The organism is Sphingopyxis chilensis (assembly GCF_035930445.1).
In the GTDB taxonomy this organism is placed as follows: Bacteria; Pseudomonadota; Alphaproteobacteria; order Sphingomonadales; family Sphingomonadaceae; genus Sphingopyxis; species Sphingopyxis chilensis.
Window position 1 is genome coordinate 1145590 of record NZ_CP142394.1, and the last position, 20307, is coordinate 1165896.

A 20307-nucleotide genomic window follows, 5' to 3' on the forward strand; every position below is an offset into this window, starting at 1 on the left:
CTGAGGGGCGCGCGGTTGCGCTGCGTATGACAAACGAGACAAGGCAACATCCGGGAATTTTATGCAGATAGACAGGCGTCGTTTCGTGAGCGGAGCATTGGGCGGGGGCGCTGTCGCCGCATTGGCGCCCTGGTTTCCGGCCTGGGCTCAAACTGTGTCGCCAGGAATTGTCGCGCCGCTCCCGACCGTGTCCGGTAACGACATCAGCCTCCGTATCGCGCGGCAGACGATGCGGATCGACGGCAAGATCAGCCGCGCGATCGGCGTCAACGGCACCGTGCCCGCGCCGCTTGTCCGCCTGAGGGAAGGGCAGACGGCGCGCCTGACGGTCATCAACGATCTCGATGAGGACAGCTCGATCCATTGGCATGGGTTGATTCTGCCGTTCCAGATGGACGGCGTCCCGGGCGTCAGCTTCCCCGGGATCAAACCGCGCTCGAAATTCGTTTACGAATTCCCGGTGGTCCAGTCGGGGACCTACTGGTACCACAGCCATTCGGGGCTGCAGGAACAGCTCGGCCATTATGGCCCGATCGTCATCGATCCGGCGGGTCCCGACCCGATCGGCTATGACCGCGAGCACGTCGTGGTGCTATCCGACCACAGCCAATTGTCGCCCGAAGCGATCTTCCGCAAGCTGAAGGTCAACCCGGGGCATTTTAATATGCAGCGCCAGACACTGTCTGGGCTGCTCGCTGGCAAGGACCAATCGCTGAAGGAGCGCGTCGAGTGGGGCGCGATGCGAATGGATCCGACCGACGTCGCCGATGTCAATGGATCAACCTACACCTTCCTCGTCAACGGTCACGGCCCGCGCGACAATTGGACCGCGCTCTTTAATCCCGGCGAGCGCGTCCGTCTGCGGATCATCAACGCCTCGGCGATGACGATCTTCAACGTCCGCATTCCCGGCATCAGGATGACCGTCGTGCAGGCCGATGGCCTCAACGTGGTCCCGACCGAGATCGACGAGTTCCAGATCGCCGTTGCCGAGACGTACGACGTCATTGTGACCCCGGTCGAGGAGCGCGCCTATACGCTGGTCGCCGAAGCCAGCGACCGATCAGGGATGGCGCGCGCGACGCTCGCCCCCCGCGCCGGCATGGCCGCCGAGGTGCCGCCGCTGCGCGAGCGGCCGCTGGCGACCATGAAGGACATGGGTATGGGTGCCATGTCGGGCAGCACGGCTGGCGATGCCACTTGTACCCCTGAACATGCCGCGATGGGCCATTGCACCCCGTCCGCCGATGCCGCACAAACAGATCATGCCGCGATGGGGCATGGCGATGGCGGCATGCAGCACAGCATGCGCGATTTCGACGTCGCCCCCCAGGTCAAACGCGACCCGAGCGTCCAGACCATCTCGCCGATGCCGGTCGACCGCATGGGCGAGCCCGGCCAAGGCCTGGAAGATGTCGGGCACAAGGTGCTGACCTATCATGATCTGGTCGCGCTCGAGCGCAATCCCGACGTGCGCGCCGCGGAGCGCTCGCTCGACATCCATCTGACCGGCAACATGGAGCGGTTCATGTGGTCGTTCGACGGCGTCAAGATGTCGGACCATCACGAGCCGATACCCTTCATTGAAGGGGAGCGGGTGCGGATCAACCTCATCAACGATTCGATGATGAGCCACCCCATCCACCTCCATGGCCATTTCTTCGAACTGGTTACGGGGAAGGGGGATCGCTCGCCGCGCAAGCACACGGTCCTCGTCCAGCCCGGCGGCACTGCCAGCTTTGACTTCACCGCCGATGCGCTCGGCGACTGGGCGTTTCACTGCCACATGCTTTACCATATGCACGCAGGCATGATGCGCGTCGTCAGCGTCCGTCCGAAGGGAGACGCCGCATGACCCGCGCAACGCTTTTCCTCGCGGGCACAGCCGCGCTCGCCCTCGCCGTTCCGGTCACCGCGCAGTCGGTGGATCATTCGTCGATGCCGGGCATGACCATGCCCGCCGAACCGAAGTCTGCTGCCACGCTGCAGTCGTCCTCGCCGCCGCAGCCCGAACCCACGCCGATGCCCGATATGAGTCACGGCGGCATGGACATGAAACCGAAGGAGGCAAATTGCGCGCCCGAGCATGCGGCGATGGGCCATTGCACGCCTGAGGCGGAGTCTTCGGGCAAGGAAGCTTCAGGCGCGCAAATGCCGAATATGGACGCGATGGACCATGGTACGGCCGTCCCGTCCGACCCCGACTGTCCGCCCGAACATGCCAAGATGGGGCATTGCACGCCGAAGGTCCCCACTGCGGGCATGGACGGGATGAGCGGGGCAAGCGGCACCGACTTGCCGCCGGGGGACGCTGCCGCGCCTGCACCGCCAAGCGACTGGTACGCCGACCGTATCTATTCCAAGGCCGAAATGGAGCATTCGCGCCATGCGATGATGGAAGAAAATGGCGCACAGAAGATCGCCTTCATCAGTTTTAACCTCGCTGAATATCAGGCGCGCAAGGGACGTGACGGTTTCCGCTGGGACGGTGAGGCCTGGTATGGCGGCGACATCAGCCGACTGACCCTCAAGAGCGAAGGCGAAGGCGTCTTTGGCGAGGGCATCGAAGAGACCGAGACACAATTGCTCTACAGCCGAGCCGTCGGCCCCTATTTCAATGCGCAGGCGGGCATCCGGCAAGATCTCGGGCCCGGTCCTGATCGCACTTATGCGACGGTCGGTTTCGAGGGTCTCGCGCCCTATTGGTTCGAGGTCGAAGGCGCCCTGTTCTTGTCGCACAAGGGCGATCTGCACGGCCGGCTTGAAGGCTATTATGATCAGCGCATCACGCAAAGGCTGGTCCTCCAGCCGATGGCGGAAGTTAACTTCGCTTTGCAGGATGTTCCGGAAATCGGGGTCGGGTCCGGCTTGTCCGACATGGAGCTCGGACTGCGCCTGCGCTACGAAATCGTGAAGGAATTTGCGCCCTATGTGGGGGTCGAATGGGCGCGCAAGGTCGGCGATACCGCGCGCTTCGCTCGCGCAGCGGGCGATGATGCCGACAGCGTGAGCTGGGTCATGGGGGTCAGGTCCTGGTTCTAACCTCGGCTGGCGGAACAAAGGCACGGGCAAGGTCCGCTGCTGCGAACCGCCTTTCACAGGAGCGGTAGCCGGAAGTCGATCAAATCCGGCGGACGGCGTCGCTCATTTCTCGCGTGACTGCAGGAACAGCGCCCGCGCTGGCCGAGCGCGTGTATTCCTTATCAACATTCATCGTTTTGTGAGGATCCGGGCGCGCGCGACGTCGTCCCGTCGTGGTAATTAAATTACACGAAAGGAACGTCGGGCGGCGCTCATCGTCAGCTTCGCTACCCCAGGTGAAAAAAGATGTCGCGTCGGTGAGGGGTAAGTCTTTGGGATGCGTATTAGCAATATCCGGTGCGACCTATCAACGCATAACTAACCAATTGAACAATCACGCTTTTTTCTGTTGACCTGTATATACAATTGATGCTCTCTAAGGTTCATTACGCAACCAAAAAGGGGGTTTCGCATGTCGATCAGAAAATCATTGCTCGCGAGCGGGGCGGTGCTCGCAACAATTGCAACGCCTGCGTTCGCCCAAGACGGGGCACCCACGGCTTCCGGGGTTGAGGCGAGCCAATCGGGCAGCGAGATCGTGGTAACCGGTTCGCGAATCCGGCGACAAGATCTTGCCGGCGTCGGTCCGGCGACCGTCGTATCCGCCGAGCAGATCGAGAACACGGGTGTGGTCAATATCGAAACCGTGTTGCAGCGCTTGCCGGCCAACGCCGGCTTTGCCGGCAACCAGACTTCAGCCTATTGGGCGAACAATGGCTATGGCACCGCGCAGGTGAACCTGCGCGGTCTCGGCATCAAGCGCACCCTCGTGCTGCTCAATGGCCGCCGCCTTGTCGCAGGCGGTACGGGGGCAAACTCATCGCCCGACCTCAACATGATCCCGGTCGCCGCGCTTGCGCGTACCGACGTGCTCAAGGACGGCGCATCGGCGATTTACGGTGCGGATGCGATGGCGGGCGTCGTCAACCTCGTGACCCGAACCGACTATGAAGGCCTTGGACTCAGCGTTCGGCAGGGCATCACCGAAAAGGGCGATGGGTCGGATTTCACCGCCGATTTGTTATGGGGCGTGCGCAACGATCGCGGCGGCTTCATGGCCGCGGTCACCTATCAGAAGACGAGTGCGGTCAATATGGCGACACGCGCGCCCTGTTCGCTCGCCGAGACGACACCGGGCGCCCTGGGCTGCGTCAACAGCGCTTCGACGATCGGTGGTCGTGCGGTGTTGCCGAACGGCCAGCAGATCAACTTCAACCAGCTACTCGGCGGCAACGGCGATTTCTTCGAGCCCTACAGCGCCGCCAAGCACAACTTCAATTCGAACCCGTTCCTCAATGCGGTGAGCCCGGTCGAGCGTGTCAGCACGGCCTTCTTCGCCGACTATGACCTGACCGACAACATCGAGGCGTTCGGCGAATTCCTCTACACCTTCCGCAAGTCGAACCAGATCGCGACGCCCGGCACGTTGCGCAACCTGGCGATCGCCGCGAGCAATCCCACCAATCCCACGGGGCAGGATATCGTCCTGATCCAGCGCCGTCTCGCCGAACCGGGCCCGCGCCAGTTCTTTCAGGAAACCGACACCTGGCAGGGAACCTTCGGTCTTCGCGGCAAGCTGTCGAATGACTGGGGCTGGGAAGTGGCGGGCGCCTTTGGTCGCAACACCGCGGTCGATGGTTCGACCAACATTGCCAATCTTGAGCGCGTCCGGAATACGATCGATACCGGCGTCTGCAGCCCCGCGCCAGGCGCGGCCATTCCATGCGGCGACTATCTCGGGTTCGGCGACCTGACCCCGCAGGTGCTCGACTATATTCTCTTCACCTCGCGCGACCGCGGCGGGAACGAGCTCGCGACGGTCACCGCCGACCTCAACGGCGACCTTTTCAAGCTGCCCGCGGGTCCCGTCTCCTTCGCGGCCGGTGTCGTCTATCGTAAGGAAAAGGGCTGGCGCGATCCCGATCCGCTTACCGTTCTGGGGATCGCCAATACAAACCAGCAGAGTCCGATTTCGGGAACGAGCGTCGCCAAGGAGGCCTATCTCGAACTTTCGGTGCCCATTCTCGCCGATACGCCCTTCTTCCAGGCGCTGACCGCTGGCGGGGCGGTACGCTATTCGAACTACGACCTGTTCGGCAGCGACTGGAACTACAAGGCGAGCCTCGACTGGGTTATCAATGACAGCTTCCGTTTGCGCGGCACCTATGGCACCGGCTTTCGTATCCCGAACGTCCCTGAACTATTCGGCGGTGTGTCGGAAGGCAATCTGACGACGACCGACCCTTGCTCGCGTTATTCGACCAGCGGCAACGCGACGTTGATCGCAAACTGCCAGGCGTCGGGCGTGCCAGCCAATTATGTTCAGCTCGGCACCACCATCCTGACCACGGTCGGGGGCAATGAGGACCTCCAGCCCGAGAGCTCGACGACATGGACGGTCGGTACGGTCGTCACGCCCAAGGGACTGGTTCCGGGACTGTCGCTCACCGCCGACTGGTTCGACATCAAAATCAAGGATGCGATCCGCGCCATTCCAGGATCGACCAAGCTTGCCATCTGTTATGCCAGCGCCAACCTGTCGCATCCCTTCTGCGATGATTTTACGCGCAGCCCATTGACCGGGGAGGTCACCTTCCTCTCCGCGCAGCCGATCAACACCGGTCGCGAAGAGATGAACGGCCTCGATCTCGGCCTAGTCTACAATAACGATATCGGCGCCTTGAATGTCTCGCTCGACGTCAACCTGACCTACCTCAACAAATATGTCGTCCTGCCCTTCCCCGGGGGCGCACCGATCGATTTCGACGGATTCATCGGCGGGGGGAACGGCGGTTATCCGAAGTGGCGCGGCTATGGCGTCCTGACCGCGGAAAAGGACGGCATCAGTGCGACCTGGTCGACGCAGTGGATCGGCAAGGCGACCGACTTCAACGCGGCCCCCGGGGAGATCGGCTACCGAACGCCCAACGTCTTCTATCACAATCTCCAGGTCGCATTTGAGATCGACGAGAAGACGCGGTTCCAGGTTGGTGTCGACAATCTTTTCGATCGGAAGGCTCCCTATATCCAGAGTTTCACCGATGCGAACACCGACACGATGACATACGACCTGCTCGGACGGCGTTTCTACGTCGGCTTCCGAACCGCGTTCTGAGGGTAATCGAAATGGCGATCCGTTGGCCGCTGCTTGTCCGGCGAACGCACAAATGGCTGGCCTTGGTGGTCGGGGTCCAGGCGCTGCTCTGGACGCTGACCGGCTTTTACATGGTGGTCGTGCACATCGACACCATCCATGGCGATCATCTGGTGCGCGCGCCTGCTTTCCGGCCATTCGAGCTGGCCGGGCTGGCGCCGCCGTCGCAGATCGTGGCGGCCGCGCCCGGCGCGTCCGAGGTTCGATTGCAGCGATTGTTCGATCGTGCCGTCTGGCGTGCTGAAACGCCCGATGGTGCGAGGCTGTTCGATGCTCGCTCGGGTGCGCCGCTACCTGCTTTGACCGAGTCCCAGGTCCGCGAGCAGGCGCGGCGCATCTATACCGGCGACGGCAAGATCGTATCGGTCAAGCTGCTGGCCGTGGCGCCGCTGGAAATGCAAGCGCGCAAGCCGCCTTATTGGCAGGTCGAGTTCGAGGGATGGAACCGTCCCACCCTCTACCTCTCGCCCCAGACCGGCGAGCTGATTTCACGGCGCCACGCGCTGTGGCGCGTCTTCGATTTCGCCTGGATGCTCCACATCATGGACTATGATGAACGAACCGACGTCAATAATCCGCTGCTTCGTGTCGCGACCTGGAGCGCCTTCGCCATGGCGCTGAGCGGAGCGTGGCTCCTGATCTGGTCCTTCAAGCGTCGCAAAGGGAAGAAGGCATGAAGAAGATACGCCTGACGCCGCTGCTTTTCCGCCGCATCCACAAATGGGTTGGCCTGATCCTGGGTCTTCAGTTCCTGCTGTGGGCCTTGAGCGGCTCGGTGATGGCGCTGCTCGATAAGGACCGGGTCGGCGGTCATGGCGGCGGAATGTCGCACGCCCACCCCCTGCCGCCCGGGGACTATTTCGATCTCGCCTCGCTGCCGCGTCATGAACCCGTGACAGCTGTCGTCCTGCGCGATCTCGGTGCTCGCCCGATTTACGAACTTCGGACTACGAAAGGCGTGCGCCTCGTGGATGCGACGGATGGCAAGACAGTCCTGGTGGACGAGCAAATGGCCCGCGATGTCGCCTCGATGATGAACGACGCCCCGATCCGCAAGATCAGCATACTCACGAGGCCGAACCTCGAATCGCGTGATCACGAAGGTGCCATGTGGCGGGTCGACTTCGCCGATGCCGAGAATAGCAGCGCTTATGTTTCGCTCGACACCGCGCGCTTCCTCGTGATGCGCGGCGATACCTGGCGGACATGGGACTTTTTCTGGATGCTCCACAATATGGATTATCTGAACCGGAAAAGTTTCAACCATCCGCTCATCATCTTCGTCGCGTTCGGGGCACTGTGGCTGTCGGGAACCGGATTCTACCTGCTGTTCAAAAGCTTCAGCCGCGCCGATTTTCGCTGGCTACGTCGCCGCCGCAAGCCTGTCGAGACCCGCGGCGCAGCATGACCCGTCAGCCCTCAGTCGTCGATCGAGAAGGCAGCCGACAATTCGAAGCGTGATCCGGGGTGCGTCAGCCAGGCATGTGAGACGAGGCGCGAATGGCTCCAGGTACGGCGCGTCATCCGTAGCACCGGCTCGCCGTTCGACAGCCCCAGCATGGTGTGCGTCCGCGCGTCTGGCATCTCCGCGCGGACGCGATGTTCAACCCGCTCCAAGGGCGCAGTGCGCGTCAGATACTCGTTCGGCGTCGTCTGGGTGAAGTCCATCTTTCCATAGTCGGGAGCGGCCGACGCGAGCACAAATCGCTCTTCGAGCTGGATTGGGAACTCGGCCTCATGATGCACGATGATCGAGTGGAACAATCTTGTCCCGACCGGAACTTCCAGAAGCGCCGCCGTGTCGGCGCTAGCCCGTATTTCGTTATTCTGTACGACGCGGGCACGATAAACATGCCCCCGCGCCCTTATTTCGTCAGCAATATTACGAATCTCGATCATCTGGCCGATCGGTTTCGGCTCGGCGACGAACGAACCGCTGCCGGCGCGGCGTACCAGAATACCCGCGGCTTGGAGTTCGCGAAGCGCCCGGTTTGCAGTCATGCGCGACACGTCGAACTGGTGGACCAATTCGGCCTCCGACGGCACCCGATCGCCCGGTTTCAGGAGTCCGTCTCTAACGGCGTTGCAGATGCTCTGCTTGATCGCTGCATAGCGCGGCCCGGTGCGAGCTTCTTTGTCATCGGTTTCACTTCGCCGGGACGTAGTTGAACCCTTTGAAAAGCTTGAACCGCTCCCGGGCGTGCGCGCAATGGAATCCATAACCCGTCTATACAGGTCGCTGCGATAAAATTCCAAGCGCCCGAACCGGAAAATCGGATCGGCGCAAGCTTGCCGAGCACTCTGTTAGTTCACGAGGCCTGCGAGGGTCTGCTTCCCGGTCAACGTCGGAAAGCGGAATGGCTTCTAATGGGCAACGAAGGCGATCCGCGAATGCCGCTTCACGCTAGTTTGCCCACGCCGCCTAGCAATTGCCTTCGACCCCATCAGCACAGTCTCCGACGGATTCAACGTCTTTTCCCGCGCCTTCAACAGTGTTGCAAGCCGACATAAGCAACATCGAGCTGCCAATTGCGAAAATTGTCAGAAGCTTTTTCATTTCTCTCTCTCCGACGGCAAGGGCGAACTACCCTCCGTTCGAGTTTCAACTGCTGCTCGTAACGATCGTTCCGTTGCATCGGCCAGCGCTGGCCGAAGCGTTCAAAATGAACGCTAGGCTGGAGAGAATGAAAATTGTCGCCGTCGCTTGTCCGGGGCGTCAATATCGCGACCGCGGTCGGCGTGTTTCATCCCAAACGGGAGGAACGGCCGTTGAACGAAGCCTGTAGATGCGGTGCCTTGTCCGTCATCGCTCCGGCGAGCTTTCCCCGCAAGGCGATCCGCCTTGGCGCCGCGACATCGCCGGCCATCGTCCGTGGAGAACCTGTAATCGGATGGTGGCGGCCACGGGCAGCGATCGTCGCCCGTGGCCGCGCGAAACGGGGCAAATGGCTCCTTGCGGATCGGCTCACTTCGTTCGGAATCGGATTCCGACGCGGAACTGGCGGCCGAGGAGGTCCGAATAGGTGCTGTTCGCGGCCAGGCCGGTTTCGGGCAGCAGCAGCGGATCGGCATCGAACAAATTGGTGACGTTGAAGAAGATTTCGGCCTGCGATCCGCTCTTCGTCTGGACCTTCTGCATCAGGTTGAGGTCGACGTAGAAGGTGCCTTTGACATGGTTGTTGTCATAAGTCGGCGCCTGGCTGGTCGAAGTCGGGCAGCCGCTCGTGCATTCGATGGCATTCGCCAGATATTTGCCCGAACTGACACCCCGACCGGTGATCGTGCCCGAGAAGGCCGGTGTTTCGTAGTTGAGGCTCCCGCGGAATATCCACTTCGGCGTCGCGGACTGGCTGCCGTTCGCGCCGACGGTATTGACGGGCGTGACGCCGGCAATCCCGGTGTCCGACAGATTCTCGATATAGCGCGTTGCATTACCCCGCAGCGTGATGATGCTTTCTCCGCCGACCGGCACGCGATAGGCAGCATCGAAGTCGATGCCGCGCACCAGCTTGCTGACGAAGTTGAAGGGTTGACTGCGGATCAGCAGATAGGGGACGCGCGGCGGACCGGGTTGTTCGCGCGTCGGATCCTCGGTAATCGCGTCGCAATATTCCTGTCGTCCTTCGTCGCAGCGGTTGACGATTTCCTGCGCGGAAATCGTATCGATAGCATCCTCCAGATCGATGCGGAAATAATCGACCGAAGCACTGAAGCCGGGGAGGAAACGCGGCGTAACCACCGCGCCGATATTCCACGAATCGGCCTTCTCAGGCTTCAGGTCGGGATTGCCCGTCGTCAGGCCCGAATAAGGGAAGAATTGCGGGCCGCTGCTGGGGTCGCCCTGAACGAACGCGGGATTGCGCACCGAATCGCTGTTGGCGGTGCCCGCCTGGAACAGTTCGTTGAGGTTGGGCGCGCGAATGTCGCGCGACCGAGTGACGCGGAAGCGGATATCCTCGATCGGCGCCCAGGTCGCGCCAAGCTTCCATGTGGTGACATAGCCCGAGGTCGAATAGTCGGTCGCGCGCACCGCGCCGTTGAACTCGAGGCCCAGGCCCAGCGGGACCACGGTCTCGAGATAGGCTTCCTTCACATTATAGCTGCCCTTGAACGGCAGATAGTTGCCGACCGACCACCGGTTCGACGTCGTCCCGTCGGCGTTGCGGGCGGGCTGGAATTCTTCTGGCACGCTGCCGCGAATCTTCTCTTCACGATATTCGCCGCCAATCGCGATGCTCACGTCGCCCGCCCATGTCGCGAACGGCGTCAGCGACAGGTTGGCGCCGGCGACATATTGCTGCATTACCTGCTTGCGATAGGGGTCGCCGAGCACATAGTCGATCGCCGCCGGGTCGGCGACGCCGATACCCAGGCGGTTGAGCGGCACGCAGTCGGGATCGTTGTTGTTGGCGTCCGCATCGACGTTGATCAGACACTGGATCGAACCGGTCGCATAGCCGCCCGCGTTGCCGGCCGGCGCGAAGGCCGCGTTGGTCGCGTCTCGCATCCGGGCAACATGCATGATGTTGCGAAGCTGTTCGCGCAGGTCCGAGCGGCTATATTGGCCATAAACATCCCAGCGCGCCGCCTTGCCGAACGCGTCGAACTCGCCCTCGGCGCCGATCACGTAGCGCTGGACCTCGCGTTTGTTGTTGATACCGCGGAACGGCAGGTCCGCCGCCGTGGTCGTGATGCTCACGCTGTCGACGCCGGCAAGCCGGTCGGCACCCAGCGTCTGCAGCGCGAAAGCATTGCAGGTCGTGGGAACCGGAACGGTCGTGCAGCCGATCGTTCCGAGCGTTGCCGAGCCCAAATTGGGGCCGGCGTTGAAGAAGACTTCCTGCCGGTTGTACGAGCCTTCGGCGAAGATTTCGACACCATCGGCGATTTCATAGCTCAGGCGGCCATAGGCGCCCCAGCGATCGTCCTTGGGGCTGAGGCCGATGCGGCGGCCCGAATCGTTGACCCGCCAGTCGCCGCCGACGGTACGCGTTACCGCGGAGCCGCTGTTCAGCGCGGGCGAGTTGAACGAGCCATAGTTGAACGGAATGACTTCACCGTTCTGGCCGAAATAGAGACCGCGCAGCGCGTTGTTGTTGCCCGCCGAACCGGTGATGAAACCGCCGGGCGCCTGGTTCGTCTGCCCGGCATTGCGGCGGAAGGTGATGAACGCTGGCTCGCCGTTTCCTACCCCGTCCGTTACGGCATAAGCCGGGTTTGCGAAGGACAGATAGCCGCGGTGGTTCCAAGGGCGATCATTGGGATCGATCTCGTAAATGCCGTCCTGATGCGCGATCTCGGCGTTGAAGACGGCGTGGCCGCGACCCTCGGCGAAGGACATGCCGCCCGCGATGCTGCCCGAATAGTTAAACCCGTCGCCCTTGTCGGTGAGACCGATGTCGCCGGCGATACGGAGCCCCTCCATCCTCTTGTTGAGAACGAAATTGACCACGCCGGTGACCGCATCGGAGCCATAGGCGGACGATGCCCCCCCGGTCACCACCTCGACACGTTCGACCAGCGCCTGCGGGATGGTGTTGATGTCGACCCAGCCAAAGATTGTGGAACCGACCGAACGGCGACCGTCGACGAGAACGAGCACGCGGCTTTCGCCGAGGTTGCGCATGTTGAGCGCGTTGATACCCGCCGAGCCGTTCGAAATATTGAGGCGCGAGTTGGCTGGCCGCGTTGAACCGGCGAGCTGCGGAAGCTGGTTGACGAAATCGGCGATATTGTTCGACGGCGAGGTGTTCTGGATGTCCTGTTGCGTCAGCACGACCAGCGGGGTCGGCGCCTCGAAGCCGTCGCGAGCGACGCGCGAGCCAGTGACAATGATCTGGTCGGTCGGCGCCGCTTCGGTGCTGTTGGCAGCGGCTTCCTCCTCCTGCGCCAGCGCCGGCGCAGCCTGCACCAGCGCCAGTGCGGTCATCGCCGCGCCGAAACGGCCCAGCGGCTGACGAATATATTCAAGATCACGCATATCAGCAGTCCCCTTTTTGACCCAAGGGCCTGAGCCCACGCCGCCCGAGACGTGTCCCGGCCCATCGCCGGCTTGGCTTGCCCTCTCGTCCGCCTGACCATCTGGCGGAGGTCTTGCTCCGCCCTTTTATTTTAGTGATAAGCGCCGTACCCGACCGGCCACTGCCCTGCACAAGGCTGGCGAGGGTCGGTTTCATGACGGGGAGGTTACAGGGTGGTTTCGGCAGGTCAACAACTACGCTAATAACCTGAATATATGGATATATAACCTTGAGGAATGGTGTCGCGGCAGCGCGGGCGGCAAAGATGGATAGCTTGCAGTTATAGGACGAGATCCGCTTGTTATGGCTCCACCACGGCGAGGTGCGATAGGGTCGCCGTTCGTTATACCTGTTCGATAGTGGAGGGGCCCCTGTTGATCCAGCGCCGTGCGTTCCTGCTGGCTTCCGCCGCGCTTGTCGCGATGCCGGCAAGCCTGATGGCGAAACCCAAGGTGACGGGAGTCAAGGTGGCCGCGAGGTCCGTCCGGCTGTCGGGCGCGCAGGCGCCGATCGAGGTGGTCGAGGACGAGTTGGGCGTGCCGCACGTCCGTGCCGCGTCGCTGCACGATGCCTTTTTCGGGCAGGGCTACCTCGTCGCGCGCGACCGGCTGTTCCAGATCGACATGGATCACCGCCGCGACATGGGGCGAATGGCTGAAGCCTTCGGCCCGCGTTTCGTCGCGGCCGACAAGGCGGCGCGGCTCTTCCTCTATCACGGCGACATCGACGCCGAACTCGCCGCGCTACCTCCCGACGTGCTCGAATGTGCGCGCGGCTATGTCGCCGGCGTCAACGCCCGCATCGACGAACTGGCCGCCGATCCAGCGGAGTTGCCGCTTGAATATGGCATTCTCGGGATAAGTCCGCTGCGCTGGGACGTGCGCGACCTTGTGCGTGACCGCGGCATCAGCATGGGCGACGCCGACGACGAGGTGCGCCGAGCGCAACTTCAGGCGCGCGGCCTGCTCGATGCCGACCAGCTGATGATGCCGCTGCGCCCCGCCTGGTCCTTCACCGTCCCCGACGGACTGGATGTCGCGGCGGTGAGCGAAGCCGATCTCGGTATCCTCGACCCGGCCAACCGACGTGCGAGCTTCGCTCCGATCCAGGAAACGCAGCTCGACCGCGCCGAGCGCGGTTCCGACCGCTTCGCGCTCGGCAGCAACGCGTGGACCGTCGCGCCGTCGCGCAGCGCGACCGGCCGGCCGATTCTGGCCAACGACCCCCATCTCGGCATCGGCGGATCGAGCCCGCGTCACATGGTCCATCTGACCGCGCCGGGGCTCGACGTGATCGGGGCGGGTGCGCCGGGGCTGCCCGGCATCATGCAGGGCCACACCGACCGCTTCGCCTTCGGTCGCACCAATTTCCATATCGATCAGACCGACCTCTTCATCCTCCGCACCAAAAGGGACGATCCCGGCCGCTATTGGCACAAGGGCGAATGGAAGGCGTTCGAGACGGTCGAAGAGGAGATTGCGGTCAAGGGTGCGCCGGCCGAGCGCGTGACCCTGCGCTATGCGGGCGGCCGCCCGATCGTGTCCGAGGATGCGGCGCGCGAGCGCGCGGTCGCTTTCGCCACGGTCAGCATGCTGCCCGGCGCGAACATGCGATTCGCGATCATCGCGATCAACCTGTCGACGGACTGGGCGTCGTTACGCCAGGCATTCAGGCTGCACGTTTCGCCGACCAATTTCCATTATGCCGATGTCGACGGCAACACCGGCTGGCAGACGATCGGTTTCGTCCCGCGCCGGCCCAGGCATGACGGGCTGTTCCCGGCGCCCGGCGACGGGTCGTTCGACTGGACGGGCATCCTGCCCGTCGAGGATATGCCGCACCTTTATAACCCACCCGAAGGCTGGTTCGCCTCGGCGAACCAGATGAACCTGCCGGCGGGCTATCCCTATCGCGAGCGGATCATCAGCTTCAGCTGGAGCGACCCTTTCCGGTACGATCGCTGCGCCGAGATATTGCGTGCCCAGCCGAAACACCGGATCGAGGACAGCATCGCGCTTCAGCACGACGTCCAGTCGCTTCCCGCGCGCGCGATCGTCAAGCTGCTCCCGGCCGTTCCCTCGCCCGAGGCCGCCAGCGCCGCGGCGCTGCTTCGCCGCTGGAATTGCGGGATCGAGGCCGACAGCGCCGCAACCTTGCTCTATGAGATGGTGATGGCGGCGCTGTCGACGGCCTTTTACGACCGGATCGTTCCGGCGGCTGCGCGCGACCTGATCCCATCGGTCAACCTGTCCGAAATGCTGCGCATCCTCGGCTCACCCGACAAGCGTCTCGGCGACGATCCCGTGGCCGCGCGCGATGCGATGATCGATGGCGCGCTGGCGGCGGGTTGGAAGCGCGCGGTCGAGCTGGCCGGCTCCGATCCCGCGGACTGGCGCTGGGGCGACCTCCACCGCGTGACGATCGGGCATCCGCTGGCGTCGTCGAACCCGGCGATCGCCGCGGCCTTCCCGCGAATCGAGGGCGGCCGTTCGGGCGGCGACTGGAACACGCCGATGGCGCGCGGTTTCAACGCCAAGCGCGGCTTCGACGTCTCGCACGGCGCGAGCTACCTCTTCGTCGCCGACGTCGGCGCGTGGGACAATAGTCGCTTCCTGTTGCTGCCCGGCCAGTCGGCCGATCCGCGCTCGCCGCGCTATCGCGATTTCTATCCCAGATGGATCGCGGGCGAGATGCAGCCCCTGTGGTTCAGCAAGGGGGCGGTTGAACAGCACGCCGCCGCGCGTCAGATTCTCACGCCGGCAGCTAAAGCGCCTCGGCGATAGCGACCAGCGCGCGGTCGACCGCGGCGGTTGCCTGGCCGTCGGTGTCCTCGGGCATGTCGTTCGCCAGCGCCGAAAAGACGAGCGTTTTTCCGCTGCGCGTCACAAGATAGCCCGACAGCGCGCGCGATGCGTTGAGCGAGCCGGTCTTCGCGAACAATCTTCCTTCGAGGATCGTGCCCTTGAACCGGTTCTGCAAGGTCCCGTCGCGTCCGGCGATTGGCAGCGTCTCGCGCCACGCCGCGCCCCATGGCTGACGTGTGATCCAGCCGAGCAGGCCGACCGCGGCGCGCGGGCTGAGGCGATTATAGCTCGACATGCCCGACCCGTCGGCGAAGTGATAGCCTGCCTCGGACAGGCCGGCCCCGGTCATGACCCTGTGCATCACCGCCTGTCCGTCGGCGATCGAACCGCTCCCTGCGTGTCGGGCAACGCGCCGCAGCATCAGCTCGGTATGGAGATTCTGGCTCTCCTTGTTGATCCGTACCATATTTTCGGCAAGCGATGGCGCGGGCAATTCGGCGAGCATCGCGGGTTCGAGGGGCAGGATGGCCGGTGCGCCCCTGCGCTTTTCGGGATCGTCGGCGGCGGTCAGCGGCCGGTGACGCACCGTAATGTCACCCTCGATGTGCACGCCGCGCGCGCGCAGCAGTTCGCCAAAGCGCCACGCGGCATAATGCGCGGGATCGTCGATCCCGTAGCGGAGCGTCATCGGCGCGACCTCGGCGCCGACCGTTCCGGTCAGGCGGAGGAGCCGGCTGTTCGGCATGCGGGAGGCGTCGATCGCGTCTTCTTTGCCCGCGACAGTGACGACGCGATTTTCGATCTCGTAATAGCCGGACGCCTGCACGCTCGGCGCCGCGCCGACGGCCCCCGGCGCCAGCTTTACCACCAGCTCGTTGTCATCGAGCGTCAGCGCCGATACGCCCGTGCCGTAACGCGACTGGATATTGTTCCAGCTCATTCCCGGGCTCCAGCGCTCGTCGGGAAACCAGCTATCGTCGCCGACGATGTTGCGGACGTGGCCCGTCTTCGCGGCGACCGCGTCGGCGAGCGTCTGGAGGCAGTCGGTCTGGCAGTTGTCGGCGCTCGACAGCATCGCGTCGCCGCGGCCGTGCAGCACGACGTCCACCTCGCCGTCAGCTACGGTTTCGAGCTGCACGCCCGTGCCCTTTGCCGTGCGCTGGAGCAAAGGCAGTTCGGTATAGGCAATCGCAGTCGTGAACATTTTGGTGTTCGACGCGGGGATGAAACGCTGATCGGGGGCGATCGACACCAGCACCTCGCCGTCGAGCGTCGCGACCAGCATGCCGATGCGCGAACCCGCTGGCCCCTCGGCCAGTTTTTGCTCGACAGCGGTCAGCAGCGGGGCAGGCGCCAGGCTCGTAGCCGTCTGCGCCTGCACCGCCACCGACGAAAACGACAGCGCGAGCGTGGCAGCCAGGGCGAACTTGTTGATCGATGCGTTCATGAATTCGTCTCGTCGTCCCATGCAGTGATGACCCGATCGCCCACTGCGGGGCGCAGGGTCGTAATGCCGCTATCGGCGTGGCGGGTCGGATGCACCCGGTTGGAGAGAAGGGTCCAGGCGAGGCCGCGTTCGAAATCGATCCAGAGGCCGGTGCCGGTAAATCCGGTATGGCCGATCGTCTCCGCCGAACAGGCATCGCCGCCGTGCCATCCGGCAAAGGCGCGTTCCCAGCCACAGGTGCGATGGCGATCGCCCGCGGTGCGGACCTCGGTCATCATGCCATGCGACAGGATTTCGCCCCGCAGCATTGCGCGCGCAAAGCCCAGCACGCCGTCGACTGTGCCGAACATCCCTGCATGTCCCGCGGCGCCGCCAAGCGCGAAGGCGTTTTCGTCATGCACTTCGCCTTTCATCACGCGCCCGCGCCAACTGCAATATTCGGTCGCGACGGCCGAGCCCGGCGGCGGGCCGAAACCAAGCCCATCACCGAGCGGCCAGTCCGGCAACGTCGCGCCGGTAAGGCGTTCGATCGCGATGCCGAGCAGGATAAAATTGATATCGGAATAGACGGGCGGTCCATGCCGCCACTCGCGCTGAAGCACGAAGGCGCGCAGCCGCGCCGGATCGTCACCATAGGTGTAGATCGGCTCGACCGCGGGCAGGAAGCTGCGGTGCATCAGGCAATCGCGAAAGGTCAGCTTGCGCTCGGAGGCGCCCGCGACGTCATATTGGCGCAGGTCGGGGATCGCATCGGTCAGCGGCCGGTCGAGCTCGAGACGGCCTTGCTCGGCGAGCGTCAGGATCATCGTCGTTGTTGCGATCACCTTGCTGAGCGAGGCAAGGTCGAACCAATGGTCGCGCGTCAGTGTCTCGCGCGCGGGAATGATCGCGGCCATGCCCGCCAAGCGCACCGCACTCTGGCCGTCGGCATCGACCACGCCCAGCGCTGCTCCGGGAATGCGCCCGCTTTCGACCGCCGCGCGCACGGGGGCGAATCCCGCCTCGCAAACAGCTTCGACTCTCATGCCGGCGTACGTCCTTTCACGCGCGCGATCACCGGCAGCAGGAAGATCGCGGCGAAGCTGAGCGCACCCGACAGCAGGAAGAAGCCGTCATAGCCGATCTGCGTCTGCATCGATCCCGAGGCACCGGCAAGCAGGCGCGGCAGCAGGAAGGCGAAGCCCGAGAGCAGGGCGTATTGCGCACCAGCATTGGTCGGGCTCACCAGCATCGAGAGATAGACGACGAAGACCGTGCCCGCGAAGCCGTTGCCGAACTGGTCGACCGCGACCGAGGTGTAGAGGACGACCGCCGACGGGTCGGCGTGCCACAACCAGACATAGATCCAATTGCCCACGGCCGCTGTCACCGCGCCGATGGCGAGAGTCCAGCCGAGCGATAGCCGCGTCGAGAGGAAGCCGCCGAGCGCGACGCCCGCCATGCTGGCCGACAGCGCGACGGCGCCGTCGGCGACGCCGATCTGGTGCAGCGTATAGCCCTTGGCGTTCCACAGCGGATGCGACAGCGTCAGCGTCAGCACGTCGCCCATGCGGTAGAGCGACACGAAGGCGAGCATTGCGAGCACTGCATAGCCGTAGCGCCAGAACAGCTCTACATAGGGCGCGGCAAAGGAGGGCAGGGTGGCCGCTGTGCCGGCGGGAAGGCGATTGATCCGCGGCAACGCCAGCGCCAGCGCCGCAAAGGGAAGCAGTGCCATCGCCAGCACGACGGGCGTTACATTGGTGGTCGCCGACAGCCCTATACCCTCAGCGGCCGACAGCAGGGCCCAGCCGGCCGCCGCAGTGATCAGCGCGGCGGTAAGCAGGATCAGCAGGCTGGCACCGATCCCGCTCGCCAGCGCCAGGGCGCGGCCGCCCGCGCCTTCGCGTTCGGGACGCATCGCCGCGAGGAGGGGGAAGGGCGCAAATGCCGCGACGGCGATGACCAGATAGGCGATCGTCCAGTCGGCCCAGGCCGCGACAAGAATCGCGCCGCTCCCCGCCGCGACCATCGCGCTGCGATAGCCCCACAGGTTGGCGGCGACGATCGGCGCCTGTGCGGCTTGGCCAGGCGCGAGTTCGATCCGCCAGCCATCGGCTGCGACCTCGAGCGTTGTCGTCCAGAAAGCGAGCAGGATCGCGAACAAGGCGGTGAGCGGCAAGCTTTCATCGCTCGACGTGAGCGCCATCGCGACCATCGAGAAAAAAATGCCGAGTTGCGACAGCATGATCCACCCGCGGCGGCGGCCCCAAAAGCGGGAAAAACCGGGTATATCATAGCGCTCGATAAATGGCGCCCAGGCGAATTTGAAGGTTGGCAGCAACGCGATCCACGCGAAGAAGCCAATGATCACGATGTCGACCCCGTGCCGCGCAAGGCGCAGCGTCAGCACCGCGTTGAACATGTAAAAAGGCAGCCCCGCCGAAAAACCGAGCAGCAGATAGAGGCCGAGCAGGCGTCTTGCCGACGGTTGGGCGGGCGCGTCGTGAGGAAGCGCCGGCGCGTCGGCGCCAAGTGCCGCGGTCACTGCATTCGCCTCGATCGCCGAAGCGGTCACGCGCCGGGCCCTGGTCCGGCAGGCTCTTGGCCCTGTGGCACCGCGAGCCCGCGGCGGAATAACCCTCTCATCGACCCGTTTGCCCCGATCTGCTTGCTTCGATCCTGAGCGTACGATCCTTCGGCGAGCGGAACCTGTCCGTCAAGTTCGGCGAAAGCGGCGGCAGCTTTCCTATAATCGTCGTTTATGGGCTCGCCTCGCCTTTGAAGGCGCGCCGGGTTGCAACCGACCGTCGGTCGCACGGGCGATATACGCGACGCCGCGAAATTGTCCCAATGGGCAATGAGCAGAGACGATCTGGAGTATTCTCCGGTCCAAGGCTTGGGTGCTCCTCCGCCACTGAAACCCCGAAATCGGTACCTCGCAACCGAAGAATTACGTTGCGCCTGGAAAACGAGTTTCCGGCTTCCGGGGCAATATGGTCCAGCGTTTCGGTTGATGATTTATGGCCGGACAGCGGCGTGGCGAAGCGATCGGGCTGGACTGGTCGGAATTGCGCCGTGAAGGCAATCGATGGGACTTGCCAGCCAAAAGATCAAAGAATGGCCGTCCGCATCTTGTTCTACTTGGCAACAGGCGATCGCGCTGCTCGATGCCATCGCCGGTAGGAAAGATTGGCCGTCACGCGGCTTGATGTTCCTGTCGAGCTACGGAACGCGCCTGGGTGCATTCTCGAAAGTTAAAGAGAAATGGGACGCGGTGATCTTCAGAGAAATGAGGTCAGCGGGGGAGGGCGCCGTTTTAGCTCCTTGGCGGATTCACGACATTCGCCGAACCGTTGCCACGGGATGCAGGCATTGCAGATCAGAACGGAAATCATCGAGTCCGTTCTCAATCATCTCTCCGGGACGAAGAGCGGCATTGTTGGCGCGTATCAATGCTATCCATATCGGGAGGAGAAGCGACAAACGATGAAGCGATGGGGGAGACACATCAAAAAGCTGACTGCTTTGTGACATTTCGACCCGCAATTAGGCAAGGAGAATTGGCTGAAACCACCGATAATGTTTGATTAAATCAGATGTGTACCGTTGATTGCGTGCTTGCCCGGTGCTTGCACGGCATTTTGCGGCGGTTGAGAAGCCGCTCAAGATTGACCTCTAAGTCATTGTAAAAATGGTGGACGCACTAGGGCTCGAACCTAGGACCCGCTGATTAAGAGTTTCTTCTAATTTCAATAAGTTATGGCGCTTGGCTGCATTCGTGTTTAATATGATTTAGAAATGGGACAGGGTTTGACACCG

Annotated in this window: 12 protein-coding genes; 6 read left to right on the forward strand and 6 right to left on the reverse strand. The window is 63.3% G+C overall.

All coding sequences use genetic code 11. The features are described 5' to 3' along the window. Window positions 1–61 precede the first annotated feature (61 nt). From VSX79_RS05180 to VSX79_RS05200, 5 genes are all read left to right on the forward strand, one after another. Window positions 62–1855, forward strand: a complete 1794-nt coding sequence (locus VSX79_RS05180) for a copper resistance system multicopper oxidase (protein WP_179496872.1) — start codon at window positions 62–64, stop codon at window positions 1853–1855. Next, a complete protein-coding gene (locus VSX79_RS05185) occupies window positions 1852–3042 on the forward strand; it encodes a copper resistance protein B (protein ID WP_326914632.1) in 1191 nt (396 codons plus the stop codon). Before VSX79_RS05180 ends, VSX79_RS05185 begins: the two co-directional genes overlap by 4 nt. Window positions 3043–3493: 451 nt before the next feature. After that, on the forward strand, window positions 3494–6196 hold the full coding sequence (locus tag VSX79_RS05190) for a TonB-dependent receptor domain-containing protein (RefSeq protein WP_326914633.1): 2703 nt from the start codon (window positions 3494–3496) through the stop codon (window positions 6194–6196). 11 nt (window positions 6197–6207) lie between these two features. Then, window positions 6208–6912 carry a PepSY domain-containing protein gene (locus VSX79_RS05195; RefSeq protein ID WP_179496867.1) on the forward strand — a complete coding sequence of 235 codons (705 nt, stop codon included), beginning with the start codon at window positions 6208–6210 and terminating at the stop codon, window positions 6910–6912. Further along, window positions 6909–7643, forward strand: coding sequence for a PepSY domain-containing protein (locus tag VSX79_RS05200; protein ID WP_179497452.1), 735 nt, complete (start codon window positions 6909–6911; stop codon window positions 7641–7643). The genes VSX79_RS05195 and VSX79_RS05200 overlap by 4 nt, the downstream gene beginning before the upstream one ends. Before the next feature lie 11 nt (window positions 7644–7654). Here the strand turns inward: VSX79_RS05200 and hutC are convergent, their stop codons facing one another. The 3 genes from hutC to VSX79_RS05210 all read right to left on the reverse strand — a co-directional run bounded on the left by hutC (window position 7655) and on the right by VSX79_RS05210 (window position 12215). Beyond that, window positions 7655–8455 (reverse strand): histidine utilization repressor, encoded by an 801-nt coding sequence (gene hutC / locus VSX79_RS05205; protein WP_179496865.1) that lies wholly within the window; start codon window positions 8453–8455, stop codon window positions 7655–7657. Between the two features lie 202 nt (window positions 8456–8657). Next, window positions 8658–8792: an entericidin A/B family lipoprotein gene (locus VSX79_RS18565; protein WP_257018144.1), complete on the reverse strand. Its 135-nt coding sequence runs from the start codon at window positions 8790–8792 to the stop codon at window positions 8658–8660. 408 nt (window positions 8793–9200) lie between these two features. Then, the gene (locus VSX79_RS05210) at window positions 9201–12215 is read right to left on the reverse strand and encodes a TonB-dependent receptor plug domain-containing protein (RefSeq protein ID WP_179496861.1); all 3015 of its coding nucleotides are present in this window, start codon (window positions 12213–12215) and stop codon (window positions 9201–9203) included. A gap of 414 nt (window positions 12216–12629) precedes the next feature. Between VSX79_RS05210 and VSX79_RS05215 the strand changes: the two genes are divergently transcribed. Next, entirely contained in the window at window positions 12630–15038 is a 2409-nt protein-coding gene (locus VSX79_RS05215; protein ID WP_326914634.1) for a penicillin acylase family protein, read from the forward strand. Here VSX79_RS05215 and dacB read toward each other — a convergent pair. Genes dacB through VSX79_RS05230 form a run of 3 tightly spaced genes read right to left on the reverse strand, consistent with a single transcriptional unit; the run spans window position 15019 to window position 19063 of the window. After that, entirely contained in the window at window positions 15019–16506 is a 1488-nt protein-coding gene (dacB, locus tag VSX79_RS05220; RefSeq protein ID WP_326914635.1) for a D-alanyl-D-alanine carboxypeptidase/D-alanyl-D-alanine endopeptidase, read from the reverse strand. The two genes, VSX79_RS05215 and dacB, sit on opposite strands and share 20 nt — an antisense overlap. Beyond that, window positions 16503–17531 carry a serine hydrolase domain-containing protein gene (locus VSX79_RS05225; RefSeq protein ID WP_326914636.1) on the reverse strand — a complete coding sequence of 343 codons (1029 nt, stop codon included), beginning with the start codon at window positions 17529–17531 and terminating at the stop codon, window positions 16503–16505. Before VSX79_RS05225 ends, dacB begins: the two co-directional genes overlap by 4 nt. Continuing rightward, complete coding sequence (locus tag VSX79_RS05230) at window positions 17528–19063, reverse strand: MFS transporter (RefSeq protein WP_326914637.1); 1536 nt, start codon at window positions 19061–19063, stop codon at window positions 17528–17530. Before VSX79_RS05230 ends, VSX79_RS05225 begins: the two co-directional genes overlap by 4 nt. Window positions 19064–20307: the final 1244 nt, after the last annotated feature.

Excerpts from the sequence above, each read along its gene's own strand:
- hutC (WP_179496865.1), bottom strand. The coding sequence starts at position 8,455 with ATGGATTCCATTGCGCGCACGCCCGGGAGCGGTTCAAGCTTTTCAAAG.
- VSX79_RS05190 (WP_326914633.1), top strand. The coding sequence starts at position 3,494 with ATGTCGATCAGAAAATCATTGCTCGCGAGCGGGGCGGTGCTCGCAACA.
- dacB (WP_326914635.1), bottom strand. The coding sequence starts at position 16,506 with ATGAACGCATCGATCAACAAGTTCGCCCTGGCTGCCACGCTCGCGCTG.
- VSX79_RS05225 (WP_326914636.1), bottom strand. The coding sequence starts at position 17,531 with ATGAGAGTCGAAGCTGTTTGCGAGGCGGGATTCGCCCCCGTGCGCGCG.
- VSX79_RS05210 (WP_179496861.1), bottom strand. The coding sequence starts at position 12,215 with ATGCGTGATCTTGAATATATTCGTCAGCCGCTGGGCCGTTTCGGCGCG.
- VSX79_RS18565 (WP_257018144.1), bottom strand. The coding sequence starts at position 8,792 with ATGAAAAAGCTTCTGACAATTTTCGCAATTGGCAGCTCGATGTTGCTT.
- VSX79_RS05195 (WP_179496867.1), top strand. The coding sequence starts at position 6,208 with ATGGCGATCCGTTGGCCGCTGCTTGTCCGGCGAACGCACAAATGGCTG.
- VSX79_RS05200 (WP_179497452.1), top strand. The coding sequence starts at position 6,909 with ATGAAGAAGATACGCCTGACGCCGCTGCTTTTCCGCCGCATCCACAAA.
- VSX79_RS05185 (WP_326914632.1), top strand. The coding sequence starts at position 1,852 with ATGACCCGCGCAACGCTTTTCCTCGCGGGCACAGCCGCGCTCGCCCTC.
- VSX79_RS05180 (WP_179496872.1), top strand. The coding sequence starts at position 62 with ATGCAGATAGACAGGCGTCGTTTCGTGAGCGGAGCATTGGGCGGGGGC.